Source organism: Photorhabdus sp. S10-54 (genome assembly GCF_963878145.1).
Lineage (GTDB): Bacteria > Pseudomonadota > Gammaproteobacteria > Enterobacterales > Enterobacteriaceae > Photorhabdus > Photorhabdus kayaii.
In genome coordinates this window covers 175,858-190,311 of sequence record NZ_CAWNXG010000002.1, presented here as the reverse complement: position 1 = coordinate 190,311, position 14,454 = coordinate 175,858, and the positions used below count along the sequence as shown (strand labels likewise).

Below are 14,454 nucleotides of genomic sequence, written 5' to 3'. Positions count from 1 at the left end.
CGCTGAGTAGCTTATATGAACATTAATTGTAACAAGCGGGATTCGCTCAGCGAGTGGTGGTCGCGTTGGGGATTATGAAGAGTGGCAGTGCCTATTGTGACAGGCGTGATAAGGCGATAATAGATATGCCCAATCACGCCAATTTTTCAGAAAAACAGCGATTATCCTGTTACATCCGCTCTACCGTCTCAATACCCAATGTATTCAGACCTTGCTTCAATGTCTTAGCGGTCAGGAGCGCCAGTTTCAGGCGACTTTGACGCAACTCTTCGCTTTCCGCATTGAGGATTTGGCAGTGTTCATAGAAACAGGAGAATAGACCAGCCAAATCGTACAGGTAAGCACACATCACATGTGGTGTACCTTCACGGGCGACGGTGGTAATGGCCTCTTCAAATTGTAACAAATGGGTGGCCAATGTTTGTTCACGATCTTCATTTAGGATAACCGGTAGGGTCAGACTGCTTTCATCGATTTCGGCACGTTTAAAGATGGAAGCAACACGGGTGTAAGCATATTGCATATAAGGCGCGGTATTGCCTTCAAAGGCGAGCATATTATCCCAATCGAAGATGTAATCTGTGGTACGGCTTTTGGAGAGATCTGCGTATTTCACGGCACCGATACCGACAGCTTCAACCACTTTTTTTAATTCATCTTCTGGCATATCCGGGTTCTTTTCACGGATAAGGGTGTTGGCACGTTCAATAGCTTCATCCAATAGATCGGTCAATCTGACAGTACCGCCGGCGCGAGTTTTAAATGGTTTGCCATCTTTGCCCAACATCATGCCGAACATATGGTGTTCCAGTGACACGGATTCTGATACATAACCAGCTTTACGAACGATGGTCCAGGCTTGCATCAAATGTTGATGTTGACGGGAATCGATGTAGTAAAGAACGCGGTCCGCGTGCAGGGTTTCATAACGGTATTTTGCGCAGGCGATATCGGTTGTGGTGTAAAGATAACCCCCATCCTTCTTCTGGATAATAACGCCCATCGGTTCACCTTCTTTGTTTTTATACTCATCAAGGTAAACTACGGTTGCACCATCGCTTTCCACTGCCAACCCTTGCTGTTTCAGATCAGCGACAATACTGGGTAGCAGATCGTTGTACAGACTTTCACCCATGACAGAATCTTTAGTCAGCGTGACATTCAGACGATCATAGGTTTGCTGATTTTGGGCCATCGTGATATCCACTAGCTTGCGCCACATGGTACGGCAATATTCATCACCGCCTTGTAGTTTTACGACATAGCTACGGGCACGGATGGCAAACGCTTCATCTTCATCGTAATGCTTTTTGGCTTCGCGATAGAAAGCTTCCAGATCGGACAATGCCATATCGCTGGCATTTTCGTTTTGCACTTTTTCCAAATAGGCAATTAGCATACCGAACTGGGTTCCCCAGTCACCCACATGGTTAGCGCGGATAATCTTATGACCGAGGAATTCAAGTGTACGGACGGCGGCATCACCAATAATCGTGGAGCGCAAATGACCAACGTGCATCTGTTTCGCAACATTGGGGGCGGAATAATCGACAACAATAGTTTGTGGTTTGGCTGGCGTAACGCCCAGCTTTTCATCTTTCAGGGCAGTTTCGATATTGGCTGCAATCCACGCCTTATCAAGGAAAATATTGATAAAGCCGGGGCCAGCGATTTCAACTTTACTGGCGATACCTTGCAGATTTAGCAGGTTAACAACTTTTTCTGCCAGTTGTCGGGGAGGCATACCCACTTTTTTCGCGGCGGCCATAACACCATTGGCCTGATAGTCGCCAAATTGCGCTTTCGCGGATTGGCGGATGTGAGCTTCGCTGTCGGCTGGAGCACCTGCTGCAATCAGCGCTTGGCTGACTTTTTCTGAAAGAATCGCCTGAATATTCACCTGGTTACCTTAAATGACGAACAAGAAATAGGTATATTGTAGCAAACAATATCCTTTGCAAAATGGTTCATAATAAAAAACGGCGAGTTTTATACCATATTCAACACATAACATACCACTTTACTGTTGTTTTGTGCCAAGTTGCGAAGATAAAAAACGCATTTCATCGAAAAATCATGATGGTGACTATACCCTATGGATTTCAAGATGGATCGCGACGGCAAGGGAGTGAATCCCCGGGAGCATAGGTAACTATGTGACCGGGGTGAGCGAGTGCAGCCAACAAAGAGGCAGCTTGAAAGATAACGGGTATATAATGCCGTAATGAATATACGGCACAAGGATGGAGTAGTCATGGCAGTATGGCAAACGAACGAACAGGAAAACCAGAGGCTTTTTTAGGTTTGGCTACAATATTGAAAATAACTGCGCCACGTACAGGTACTTGGTCCAAATTAGCCAAAAGTTCTATCTGATAAGTATCTTGCTTTAATACATAATCTTCGCCCAACAAGGCATTATTCTTTCTAAAATCTTTAGCGGCGTCGGTATCAAATGTTTCATGTCCGATGGCTTTAATATGACGCTCCTCAAATAAAAATTTAAGGGCATCTATTCCCCACCCAGGTATTTGGTTATTGCCAGAATCATCTTTATTGTCCATTTTTTCCTGAGATGGCCAGCGTTTACTCCAGTCAGTTCTGAGCGCAACGAAAGTACCTGCCTCAATAATTCCATATTCTTCTTCAAATTTAAGAATATCTTCTTTAGAAAGTGAAAAGTTGGGGTCCTGTTTTGCTCTTTCTGATTGATCAAGCACGATTAAAGGTAAAACTAATTCTTTTAATTCCAGTTCATCAACATAACGGGTATTAGGAACAAAATGGCAGGGAGCATCAATGTGAGTTCCATATTGGCCGGGAAAAGAAAATTGCTGAACAAAAAAGCCATCTTTGTAATCAAAAAGTGTTTTAAACTCTGCTGAATCAAGCATAAAAAAATGTGGAGAATCTTTATCGAAGCTATGCGTCAAATCGACCCATTTTTTTGACTTCAATAAAGTGAGCGCTTGTAAAATGCTATTTGACATAAAAAACCTCATTTTTGATAATTTATTGATGTTATTTTTACCACTATTGCATGATTAATGCTGTAAGATTTTTTACCGTAAATAGTGATGTTCCTCATGTTTTATTCACTTTTATTGTTCCAGTAATGAACATACGAAATAAAGGCGGCCGGACTCGTCATTTCTGACTACTGAGGCTTGTGTTAGACTCGTCAGATACGAGCACATCAGGTTATGATTCTTATAAGCGGAAAATTATAAAGAAATAATAGAAAATAAGATAATTGATTTTTACATTAGTTAAAATTTAAAATCAAATATAATAAAAAAATATATATTATATATTTTTCGGCATCATCATTAATGTGATGTATTCCTATCTTATTGTTATATAATGGTTTTTTCCTTAAGTGGTTTTCATTGATTAAAATTGAAAATCTTTTGCAAATTATTTGTTGGGATTTTTAATAAAAAAGAGATTAATATCATTCATAATTGAATTAGTTCAAAAAATGGCTAGTCTACATTTACCTAAAAAAGGAACTGTTATGCTTTGGAAGAATACTTCCAACCAGTTTGGTCACTTATCTGTCCTTTTACATTGGCTGGTTGCATTGGTCGTATATGGCATGTTTGCGCTAGGACTGTGGATGGTGACATTAGGGTATTACGATACGTGGTATCACAAAGCACCTGAAATTCATAAAAGCATCGGGATGTTGCTGTTTATCATGATGGCTGTGCGTGTTATCTGGCGTTTTATTTCTCCACCACCCAAGCCATTAGCCAGTTATAGCCGCTTGATTAGAGTCAGTGCTGTTTTAATGCATATTTTGTTGTATATCTTATTGTTTGGCATTTTGATTAGTGGTTATTTAATTTCGACCGCTGATGGGCAGCCGATTTCTGTTTTTGACTGGTTTATTGTTCCGGCCACATTAATCGGTCAGGGCGAACAGGCGGATACTGCCGGAATGATTCATCTTTACCTTGCTTGGGCAGTGGTAATTTTATCGTTATTACATGCTGTTGCAGCATTAAAACACCATTTTATTGACCGTGATGCAACCTTAAAGCGGATACTGGGTTTCCGTCCTGAATAATATAAAAGACGATTATGGAGAAGAATATGTTGAAGAAGACGTTACTTGGCCTGACTGCGGGTGCATTGTTACTAAATGCAAGTTCTGCATTAGCTGCCAATTATAAAATTGATATACCCGGCCAGCACGCCTTTATTGGATTTCGCATTCAGCATTTGGGGTATAGCTGGCTATATGGGACATTTAAAGATTTTGATGGCTCTTTCACATTTGATGAGCAAAATCCGGCTGCAAATAAAGTTAATGTGACGATCAAAATAGCCAGTTTGGACACTAACCACGCCGAACGTGATAAACACCTGCGTAGTAAAGATTACTTTAATACAGAGAAATACCCTGAAGCAAAATTCACATCAACTGAAGTGAAAAAAGAGGGGGAGAAATATGTTGTTACAGGTGATCTGACTTTAAATGGTGTGACAAAGCCAGTAGTACTGAATGCAGAACTATTGGGTGAAGGTAAAGATCCGTGGGGTGGCTACCGCGCAGGTTTTGATGCTTACGGCAAAATCAAACTGAAAGACTTTAATTTCCAAAAAGATTTAGGGCCTAAATCACAGGAAGCGGATTTATTGATTTCTATCGAAGGTGTTCGGGAAAAGTAATACGCTGATGACTTAGCTCGTTAGTGCAATTTATTAAGGGCTGCGCATTGCGTGGCCTGTTTTATTGATAGGCAAAACCTTCTTTTCAGTTGGTATGATGGATAGTGCTGTTTTTATATACAGTTCATTGCAGTTGATTGATTGTATGTGGTTTTTGGTGACCGGGGTAAGCGAGTGCAGCCAACAAAGAGGCAACTTGAAAGATGACGGGTATATATCGTTTGGAGAAAGACATAGTAAGCATCCATTTGTAGAGAACAGTAATAATAATGATGAGGCTGCTGTTTAATGCGGTCTTTTTCTTATCTGCCAAGTGAAATGATGTGATTTTTCACTTGGCATTATATCAATGAAAATGTTTATTACTTTATTGGTAATACATGCTTACGTGGTTTTTATTTTATTTCCTCTAGAGGGGAATACCGAGATTCTATTATGACATCGACAAGAAATTCATGTGAATTATCACCAAAAGTACCCGGTATATCATTGAATAAAAGTATTAATTCTCCATCTACAGGAACTGTTTTATGGAGTCCTCCATTGCCAATTTTAAACTTTCTGTTGGCGATTTTAGCGATGAGTGTGGCTATTTGTGGGGGCTGTGGATTATTAGGTACAGGGCCATCAGGTGATGCCCATTCAACATTATCACGGCCATATTTCACCCATCCATGTGCAACAACAGAGATTATATCTCCTTGTTTGAGAATAAGTCCTGTAGGTTTACCATTTTCAGCATTAGCTGGAACACTTCCTGACCAATTATACATAGTATTACCTCTGAAATTATGTTTTATAGAAATAGTTTTGTCAAAGATGTTTACATATTTGACTGAAAGAAAATTTATATTTTTATGATGTCAGGAACAATGAAAAACATCATAGGTTGTGACTTGCGTTAATAACAATTTTTAGAGCGATGATTAATTTAATGTTATAATTGTTTTTTATTTTAAATAGTTGTCCTGAATCGTTAAAATAGAATGGTTACAGTAATTTATTGATAGATAGTATTTTTTGCATGGAGCAGTTATTTATTACTACAAAGTGTACGTTTCACACATCAGATTATTGTTGATTTATAAAAAAGGTATACAGGACGCTCTGAGTGAATTAGAGAAGAAAATCCTGAGAGATCTAAATGTGAGGTGGTAAAGATGGATAATAAATTGTTTGTTAAGGTATTAAACCTCGTTTCAAGAGAAGTTTTTTCGCTTAATTGCGGTTTTTTGTGAGTGAAATAGGGTAATGAAAATTCATGAAGGTTATTGAAAAAGTGCTTGTGTTGGTGCTATAAAATTTCAATTATTACAAATCGAGAGTATCATTCGAGGTTTGAAACGGCGGCAAACCTTTAAAACGCTTAGGCTGTTAGGAGCCAAAGGGAATATTAATCTTCGCATCTTAACTGGGATAATATGGCACATTTTTCTTCTATTATTGAATTACAGGATCTAGTGGCTGATTTGGCAATGTTTGTGCAAAAATTGGCACAGTTCAAACAGCGGCTTAATTTGGATGTTGAGCAATATCAAGCCGATCATATCTCCCTGCGTTGTCACGACATCGCTGTAGCCGAGCGCTGGCGTAAAGGTTTTTTGCAATGTGGCAGTTTGATGTCAGAAAGTCTCATTAATGGGCGTCCAATCTGTTTGTTTGATTTAGAACAACCAATCATAGTGCTTAATTGGCAAATCGATTGTGTTGAACTGCCCTATCCTGGTAAGAAAACTTACTTGCATCAGGGATGGGAACATGTGGAACTGGTGTTGCCCGTGGCACCTGAGCTTTTATCAACAGCAGCAAAAGCATTATTACCGCAACCTTTGCCGACAGGTTTTTTTGTCAAAGAGAATCAACCCAAAGGGGAACAAGAGCGGTTGCCTAATCCTACTTTAGCTGTCACTGATGGTGAGATCACCGTCAAGTTTCACCCATTTACATTGCGTGAAATTGTTAAAAATGAGCACCAGTCGGCAAAATTAACTTTTTCGTCCTTGTGATCCAGATAAAAATTCTGACCTTGTGATTTCCTACAAATCATCGGCAATAATTAGGTGTCATAGTTAGTGAGTTGAACTACTGAATCGCGTAGATTCATTGATTGCTCGTTAATAACTGGGTGTCCAAGGAACTTCTGATGACAAAGTTAGAAATTTGTTGTTTTAGCGTGGGTTGCGCATTAATTGCACAACAGGCGGGTGCTGACCGGATAGAGCTTTGCGCCAGTCAGGCGGAAGGGGGATTAACACCGAGTTTTGGTACGTTGAAGCAGGCTATTGAGCAATTAACTATTCCTGTACATCCCATTGTACGTCCAAGAGGTGGTGATTTTTGCTACAGTCACTCAGATTTTGAGGTGATGAAAAATGATGTTGCTCAGATCCGTGATATGGGATTTATAGGCGTCGTTTTTGGTGTATTAGATGAAGAAGGACATATTGATTTGCCCCGTATGCAACAATTGATGGCACTGTCTGGCAATATGGCCGTCACTTTTCACCGTGCATTTGATATGTGTTTTAATCCTTATGTGGCATTGGATCAACTTACTCAACTTGGTATTAAACGAATATTGACTTCCGGTCAGCAACAGAATGCCGAATTGGGATTACCCTTATTGAAAGAGCTGCATCAAGCCAGTCAGGGGCCAATTATTATGGCGGGTGCGGGTGTTCGTATGAGTAATATTCATAAATTTATCGATATCGGGTTAACGGAAGTTCACAGTTCGGCAAGCCGGATTATGCCCTCTACCATGACCTACCGCAAAGCAGGGGTGACGATGAGCGCGGATAATGAAGTGGATGAGTTTTCACATTATTGTGTTGATGGTGGCGTGGTAGAGGTGATGAAAGGGATGCTGAGTTTGACTTTATTTGAATAATCTATTGTGAACTGGCCCTGTTGGGCCAGTTCTTAAAGTTAGGGCTTACGGGCGATGAGTACCGCCCGCAGAGGAGCGGGATAACCCTCAATGGTTTTACGGCTATCCGCAGGATCGAGGAAGTCAGATAGCGATTCAGTTTTCATCCAATCTGTACGACGTTGTTCTTCCGTCGTTGTGACTGCCTGATCGACAATTTTTACATCGACAAAACCGCACTTCTCCAGCCAAATTTTTAACATTTTTGCCGAAGGGATGAAATAGACGTTGCGCATTTGAGCATAACGTTCACCGGGGATTAAACAGGTATGTTTATCTCCTTCAACAACCAGACTTTCCAGTACTAACTCACCCTCAGATACCAGTTGGTTTTTCAATTGCCAGAGATGGTCAAGAGGAGAGCGGCGGTGATAGAGAACGCCCATCGAGAAAACCGTATCGAAAGCGGCTAGTGCCGGTAATTGTTCAATGCCCAGAGGTAAAAGATGGGCACGTTGATCATTGCCAAGTAACTTTCTGACAGCTTCAAATTGGCAGAGGAAGAGCTGAGTTGGATCGATACCAACGGCAAGTTCAGCCCCTTCACCCACCATCCTCCACAGGTGATAACCACTGCCGCAACCAACATCAAGAATTGTCCGGCCGGTTAATGGAGAAATATGGGGCAGTACCCGATCCCACTTCCAATCTGAACGCCATTCAGTATCAATATTTACGCTATAAAGAGAGAATGGGCCTTTGCGCCACGGCATGAATACTCGCAATATATTGGTAAGGCAAATTTTTTCACCTTCGGATAGGGGCGGATCGCGTTCTGCGATCACGCCATTTTTCAGATCTAATTGGGTCGGTGAAATTTCGGGTAGGTTTTCCAGGGTTTTTACCCATGGTTTAAAATTACCGTGCAGGGCCGCTTTTTGCCATTCTTGCAGTTGAGCAGGAAGGCAATTAAGCCAATGCTGGAGGTTATTTTTTGCAATAAGTTGATAAAAATTACCGAAATCGATCATTTATCGGCTCCTTTTATCGCTAGCAGTGAACCAAAGTTAAAACACTGAAACCAGACTTCAACGTGGTTAAAACCGGATTGGTGGAGACGGGATTTGTGTGTTTCTACAGAATCAGTCAACATGACATTTTCAAGCATGCTGCGTTTCTGGCTGATTTCCAGTTCGCTATATCCGTTAGCACGCTTAAAATCGTGGTGCATATTAAACAGTAACTCACCAATCTGTTGATCTTCAAAGCTGAATTTCTCTGATAAAACTAAAACACCCCCCGGACGTAATCCCTGATAAATCCGGTTAAGTAAACCTTGTCGATCTTGCGGGTTGAGGAATTGTAAGGTGAAATTCAGTACGACCATCGAAGCATTTTGAATATCGATATTAAGAATATCGGCTTCAATGACTTCAACCGGTGTTTGCGCCCGGAAAGCATCGATATGGCGACGACAGCGTTCCACCATTGCCGGGGAATTATCAACGGCGATAATTTTGCAGTTTTCAGCGGCAATATTGCGGCGCATTGCCAAGGTTGATGCGCCCAGAGAACAACCCAGGTCATAAATTTGACTGTTTGATGTCACGAAACGACAGGCCAGCATACCAATCATGGAAACAATATTTGAATAACCTGGCACGGAGCGTTGGATCATATCAGGGAAAACTTCGGCTACCCGTTCATCGAAACGCCAGTCTCCCAGATTGGCAATGGGCGTGGCAAACAGGCTATCCCTTTGATGGTAAGGATCTTGATTTGACATAACAGCATTAATTATCAGAAAAAATAGAAGGTGGCATTCTAACAGAAATTCACAAAAAGGCTGCAAGGGTAATCAGCGCAATAATTCCAGGCAGCAGAGTTTGCTGCCTGTTATTTCAGCGCTAGTACTATTAGATTAGTAGAGAGAAAATATCTGTTCCCAAGGCAAGTAGTAAATATTTGTCATCACCATTAATACGATTGAGAGATAAGTTGCTACCATGCCTGAACGTCGCCAGCGGAGTTCACGGTGGTGCAGACCATAATAATGCAAGACTCTGCCGGTGAGCAGAATCAAACCACAGACATGTATCATCCAGACATTTGAGCCGTTCATCTCCATCATGACTAGCAATAACATAGAGATAGGAATATATTCCACAGCATTACCGTGGATGCGGATCGCTGTTTGTAATTCGTAAAAACCACCGTCTCCATATGAGACACGATATTGTGTTCTTAACTTAACCACATCAAAAGACAGCTTAATCAATAATAGTGCGCCCAACACAACATAAAGCGAGCTAACCATTTTTAACTCCATTGCCTAACCGAAATTGGCCAATTAAGTTATGATAAACCCCAAAAATAAAACTGTCGCTATAAATAGATGGGAATTGAAAATAAATTGCCCGATTATCAGACATCAAGCAATGGTATAGCATCGGAATATTACCTGCCCTTATCTCTGAGCAGAATTTCCATTATAATGGCGACCTTTTTTGACACTTCATGACATTTTTCAAGTTCAAGAACGATGCCAAAATTTCCGCAGCAACAGCACAACAGCCGAGTAAAAGGATATTGTATGCGTACTGATTATTGTGGGCAGTTGAATCTGACCCATGAAGGCCAGAAGGTGACTCTTTGTGGTTGGGTAAACCGCCGCCGTGATCTGGGTGGCTTGATTTTTATTGATATGCGTGATCGTGAAGGGATTGTTCAGGTGTTTTTTGACCCGGATCAGCAAGCCGCATTTTCTCAGGCTGCTGAACTGCGTAATGAATTCTGTATTCAAATCACCGGTACTGTACGCGCCCGTCCTGACAGTCAAATCAATAAAGATATGGCTACCGGTGAAATAGAGGTTTTTGCGGAAAGTTTAAATATTATCAACCGCTCCGAACCTTTGCCTTTGGATAGCAATCAGACGAACAGTGAAGAGCAGCGTCTGAAATATCGTTATATTGATCTGCGCCGGCCTGAAATGGCAAATCGTCTGAAAGCACGTGCTAAAATCACCAGTTTTGTTCGTCGTTTCATGGATAATCAGGGTTTCCTGGATATTGAAACGCCGATGCTGACGAAAGCAACCCCCGAAGGTGCTCGTGATTATTTGGTGCCGAGTCGTGTTCATAAAGGCAAATTTTATGCCCTGCCTCAATCCCCACAGTTATTTAAACAATTACTGATGATGTCTGGTTTTGACCGTTATTATCAAATTGTTAAATGCTTCCGTGATGAAGATTTGCGTGCGGATCGTCAGCCAGAATTCACCCAGATCGATGTGGAAACTTCCTTTATGACTGCTGAGCAGGTAAGGGAAATGATGGAAAAAATGATCCGCGAATTGTGGCTTGAAATTGAAGGTGTTGATCTGGGGCATTTCCCGGTGATGACGTTTGCCGAAGTGATGCGTCGTTTCGGTTCTGATAAACCTGATCTGCGTAACCCATTGGAGTTGGTTGATGTTGCTGATCTGGTTAAAGATGTGGAATTTAGTGTTTTTGCTGAACCGGCGAATGACAGTAAAGGCCGCGTAGCCGTACTTCGGGTACCAGGTGGCTCTGAACTGAGCCGTAAGCAGATTGATGAATATGGCAAATTCGTTGGGATTTATGGCGCAAAAGGGCTGGCGTGGATAAAAGTCAATGCGCGTGCTGCCGGTCTGGAAGGGGTTCAAAGTCCGATAGCCAAGTTCCTGAATGCAGAGGTGATTGAAGGTCTGCTTTCCCGTACCGATGCACAGGATGGCGATATTTTGTTCTTCGGTGCTGGTAATGTAAAAGTGGTCACTGATGCTTTGGGAGCGTTGCGTTTGAAATTAGGGCGCGATCTGAGCCTGACAAAATTGGATAGCTGGCGGCCACTGTGGGTTATCGACTTCCCCATGTTCGAAAATGATGGGGAAGGTGGCCTGACCGCTATGCACCATCCGTTTACTTCACCGTGTAATATGTCAGCGGCGGAGTTGGAGCAAGATCCGGTTTCGGCTATTGCTAATGCTTACGATATGGTGATTAACGGCTACGAAGTGGGTGGTGGCTCAGTGCGTATTCACCGTAATGAAATGCAACAAGCGGTGTTCCGTATTTTGGGCATTAATGAGCAGGAACAGCAGGAGAAATTTGGCTTCTTGCTGGATGCACTGAAATTTGGTACGCCTCCCCATGCAGGTTTGGCATTTGGTCTTGACCGTTTGGTGATGTTGCTGACAGGAACGGATAACATCCGTGATGTTATCGCATTCCCTAAAACTACCGCTGCCGCTTGTTTAATGACGGAAGCGCCAAGTTATGCCAATTCGGCGGCCCTTGAAGAGTTATCAATCTCTGTTGTTGCTAGAAAAGAGAGTCAATAATGGCTTATAAGCGCCCCGAGTCTGTACTGGTGGTTATTTATGCGTTTTCCAGCCGACGGGTGCTAATGTTACAGCGGCGGGACGATCCTGATTTTTGGCAGTCTGTCACTGGCAGCCTTGATGGAGATGAAACGCCGTGGGAGACAGCATTACGTGAAGTGCAAGAAGAAGTCGGTATTGATATTATAGGTGAAAATCTTGAACTGATAGATTGCCGGCGTTCTCTTTATTATGAGATTTTTACCCACTTGCGCCATCGCTATGCTCCAGGAGTCACCCGCAATAAAGAGTACTGGTTCTGTCTGGCATTGCCGGAAGAGCGAGAATGCCTGTTGACTGAACATCAAGCTTATCAGTGGCTGGATGCGGATAAAGCAGTAAAGCTCACTAAGTCGTGGAGCAATCGGCAGGCGATTGAAGAGTTTGTTATTGAATAAGTTTATTAGACGTTTTATCGGAGAACCTTATGGCAGGTCATAGTAAATGGGCCAACACCAAGCACCGCAAAGCTGCGCAGGATGCGAAACGCGGTAAGATTTTCACCAAAATTATCCGGGAGCTAGTAACGGCAGCCCGTTTGGGTGGTGGAGATCCGGCATCTAACCCACGTCTGCGCGCTGCAATTGATAAAGCACTGTCCAACAACATGACCCGCGATACGTTGAACCGTGCTATCGCCCGTGGTGTCGGCAACGATGACGCGGATAACATGGAAACCATCATTTATGAAGGTTATGGTCCGGGGGGAACGGCGGTGATGGTTGAGTGTCTGAGTGACAACCGTAATCGTACTGTTTCCGACGTTCGTCATGCTTTCACTAAAACCGGTGGTAATTTGGGCACTGATGGCTCGGTGGCTTATCTGTTCACCAAGAAAGGGGTGATTTCTTACGCGCCAGGATTGGATGAAGATGCGGTTATGGAAGCGGCGTTGGAAGCCGGCGCTGATGATGTAGAAACCTATGATGATGGCGCGATTGATGTTTACACTACACCAGAAACGTTTGGTGACGTGAAAGATGCGTTAGATGCCGCCGGTTTTGTGGCTGAATCAGCGGAAGTTTCGATGATCCCTTCTACTAAAGCGGAATTGGATGCGGAAACCGCACCTAAATTATTGCGCTTGATTGATATGTTGGAAGATTCAGACGACGTACAAGAGGTTTACCATAACGGCGAAATCTCTGATGAAGTTGCTGCTTTGCTGTAATTTCAATCGGGTTGTATAGCGTAGAGAAAGTGTGCTGTGGTACAGGACACTTTCTCTAACGTTTTTATCTCCTTATATTAAAGGTGATAATCAAAGGCGAATAAATAAAATATGGCGATTATCTTAGGTATCGACCCGGGTTCCCGCGTCACTGGCTATGGTGTGATCCGTCAGCAGGGACGTCATTTGAGCTATCTTGGTAGTGGTTGTATCCGAACAAAAGTTGATGATCTGCCTAACCGATTACAGCGTATTTATGCGGGTATCTTTGAAATTATTACGCAGTTTCAACCAGATGCTTTTGCCATCGAGCAGGTCTTTATGGCAAAAAACGCCGATTCAGCGCTGAAATTAGGGCAAGCGCGGGGAGTTGCGATTCTTGCTGCCGTTAATCAATCGGTACCGGTTTTTGAATATGCTGCTCGGCAGGTGAAACAAACGGTTGTCGGAACCGGGGCGGCTGAAAAAAGCCAAGTTCAACACATGGTACGCTCGGTGCTGAAATTGTCTGCTAATCCGCAATCCGATGCGGCAGATGCATTGGCCGTTGCGATAACCCATTGTCACTTTAATCAGAATCTTTTGCGGGTTGGTGATCCCAGATTAATCTTGGCACGTGGACGTTTAAGATAACGGCTGGATATGCATCCAGCTTTTTTTATGTTATAACCATAAGTAGAACAATCAGTTTTATTTTTTAGGGGGTAAACGAGTGATAGGGCGTCTCAGAGGAATTGTGCTGGAAAAACAACCACCCTTGGTTTTACTGGAAACGAATGGCGTTGGTTATGAAGTCCATATGCCAATGACCTGTTTTTATGAATTGCCTGATGCCGGACAGGAGACTGTTCTGTTTACTCACTTTGTTGTGCGTGAAGATGCGCAATTACTTTATGGTTTTAATGATAAGCAGGAGCGGGCACTATTCCGAGAATTAATTAAAGTGAATGGCGTAGGGCCTAAATTGGCGTTGGCTATTCTTTCGGGCATGTCTGCGCAGCAATTTGTTTCTGCTATTGAACAAGAGGCGATCGCTTCTCTGGTTAAACTACCGGGTGTGGGTAAGAAAACCGCTGAACGGCTGGTGGTTGAAATGAAAGATCGCTTTAAAGGGCTGAATGGCGATCTCTTCAATCAGAGCAGTGATATTAATTTGCCGGCAACGGCCAAACAGACAACTTCTGACGTTGATAGCGAAGCGGAAGCTGCTGCGGCGTTAGTCTCTCTGGGTTACAAACCGCAAGAGGCTAGCCGCATGGTAAGTAAAGTTGCTAAACCGGGCGCGGATTGTGAAACACTTATCCGCGAAGCGCTTCGCGCTGTTCTCTAAGT

Annotated in this window: 15 protein-coding genes; 9 read left to right on the top strand and 6 right to left on the bottom strand. The window is 42.7% G+C overall.

Annotated elements, in window-relative coordinates; all coding sequences use genetic code 11:
• Positions 1 to 169: 169 nt before the first annotated feature.
• Together argS and AACQ83_RS02115 are read right to left on the bottom strand one after the other, a co-directional pair.
• On the bottom strand, positions 170 to 1,900 hold the full coding sequence (gene argS, locus AACQ83_RS02120; RefSeq protein WP_112876070.1) for an arginine--tRNA ligase: 1,731 nt from the start codon (positions 1,898 to 1,900) through the stop codon (positions 170 to 172).
• Positions 1,901 to 2,252: 352 nt separating this feature from the next.
• Positions 2,253 to 2,990, bottom strand: coding sequence for a cyclase family protein (locus tag AACQ83_RS02115; RefSeq protein WP_112876069.1), 738 nt, complete (start codon positions 2,988 to 2,990; stop codon positions 2,253 to 2,255).
• A gap of 527 nt (positions 2,991 to 3,517) precedes the next feature.
• On the opposite strand from AACQ83_RS02115, the gene AACQ83_RS02110 reads away from it, so the two are divergent.
• Both AACQ83_RS02110 and AACQ83_RS02105 read left to right on the top strand, forming a co-directional pair.
• Positions 3,518 to 4,072, top strand: coding sequence for a cytochrome b (locus AACQ83_RS02110; protein WP_112876068.1), 555 nt, complete (start codon positions 3,518 to 3,520; stop codon positions 4,070 to 4,072).
• Positions 4,073 to 4,098: 26 nt separating this feature from the next.
• Complete coding sequence (locus tag AACQ83_RS02105; protein ID WP_112876067.1) at positions 4,099 to 4,677, top strand: YceI family protein; 579 nt, start codon at positions 4,099 to 4,101, stop codon at positions 4,675 to 4,677.
• Positions 4,678 to 5,072: 395 nt separating this feature from the next.
• Here AACQ83_RS02105 and AACQ83_RS02100 read toward each other — a convergent pair whose 3' ends face one another.
• Complete coding sequence (locus AACQ83_RS02100; protein WP_112876066.1) at positions 5,073 to 5,450, bottom strand: LecA/PA-IL family lectin; 378 nt, start codon at positions 5,448 to 5,450, stop codon at positions 5,073 to 5,075.
• A gap of 648 nt (positions 5,451 to 6,098) precedes the next feature.
• On the opposite strand from AACQ83_RS02100, the gene AACQ83_RS02090 reads away from it, so the two are divergent.
• Both AACQ83_RS02090 and cutC read left to right on the top strand, forming a co-directional pair.
• On the top strand, positions 6,099 to 6,683 hold the full coding sequence (locus AACQ83_RS02090; protein ID WP_112876065.1) for a VOC family protein: 585 nt from the start codon (positions 6,099 to 6,101) through the stop codon (positions 6,681 to 6,683).
• Positions 6,684 to 6,820: 137 nt separating this feature from the next.
• Positions 6,821 to 7,567 (top strand): copper homeostasis protein CutC, encoded by a 747-nt coding sequence (cutC, locus tag AACQ83_RS02085; protein ID WP_112876064.1) that lies wholly within the window; start codon positions 6,821 to 6,823, stop codon positions 7,565 to 7,567.
• A gap of 38 nt (positions 7,568 to 7,605) precedes the next feature.
• Here cutC and cmoB read toward each other — a convergent pair whose 3' ends face one another.
• The 3 genes from cmoB to AACQ83_RS02070 all read right to left on the bottom strand — a co-directional run bounded on the left by cmoB (position 7,606) and on the right by AACQ83_RS02070 (position 9,863).
• Positions 7,606 to 8,577, bottom strand: coding sequence for a tRNA 5-methoxyuridine(34)/uridine 5-oxyacetic acid(34) synthase CmoB (cmoB, locus tag AACQ83_RS02080; RefSeq protein WP_112876063.1), 972 nt, complete (start codon positions 8,575 to 8,577; stop codon positions 7,606 to 7,608).
• Entirely contained in the window at positions 8,574 to 9,332 is a 759-nt protein-coding gene (gene cmoA, locus AACQ83_RS02075) for a carboxy-S-adenosyl-L-methionine synthase CmoA (protein ID WP_112876062.1), read from the bottom strand. Before cmoA ends, cmoB begins: the two co-directional genes overlap by 4 nt.
• Positions 9,333 to 9,467: 135 nt before the next feature.
• Positions 9,468 to 9,863, bottom strand: coding sequence for an MAPEG family protein (locus AACQ83_RS02070; RefSeq protein ID WP_112876061.1), 396 nt, complete (start codon positions 9,861 to 9,863; stop codon positions 9,468 to 9,470).
• 276 nt (positions 9,864 to 10,139) lie between these two features.
• Between AACQ83_RS02070 and aspS the strand changes: the two genes are divergently transcribed.
• From aspS to ruvA, 5 genes are all read left to right on the top strand, one after another.
• Positions 10,140 to 11,912, top strand: coding sequence for an aspartate--tRNA ligase (aspS, locus tag AACQ83_RS02065; protein ID WP_112876060.1), 1,773 nt, complete (start codon positions 10,140 to 10,142; stop codon positions 11,910 to 11,912).
• Positions 11,912 to 12,349 carry a dihydroneopterin triphosphate diphosphatase gene (nudB, locus tag AACQ83_RS02060; RefSeq protein ID WP_112876059.1) on the top strand — a complete coding sequence of 146 codons (438 nt, stop codon included), beginning with the start codon at positions 11,912 to 11,914 and terminating at the stop codon, positions 12,347 to 12,349. The genes aspS and nudB overlap by 1 nt, the downstream gene beginning before the upstream one ends.
• Positions 12,350 to 12,378: 29 nt before the next feature.
• Positions 12,379 to 13,122, top strand: coding sequence for a YebC/PmpR family DNA-binding transcriptional regulator (locus tag AACQ83_RS02055; RefSeq protein ID WP_036806426.1), 744 nt, complete (start codon positions 12,379 to 12,381; stop codon positions 13,120 to 13,122).
• Between the two features lie 111 nt (positions 13,123 to 13,233).
• On the top strand, positions 13,234 to 13,755 hold the full coding sequence (gene ruvC / locus AACQ83_RS02050) for a crossover junction endodeoxyribonuclease RuvC (RefSeq protein ID WP_112876058.1): 522 nt from the start codon (positions 13,234 to 13,236) through the stop codon (positions 13,753 to 13,755).
• Positions 13,756 to 13,834: 79 nt separating this feature from the next.
• A complete protein-coding gene (gene ruvA / locus AACQ83_RS02045; RefSeq protein WP_112876057.1) occupies positions 13,835 to 14,452 on the top strand; it encodes a Holliday junction branch migration protein RuvA in 618 nt (205 codons plus the stop codon).
• Positions 14,453 to 14,454: the final 2 nt, after the last annotated feature.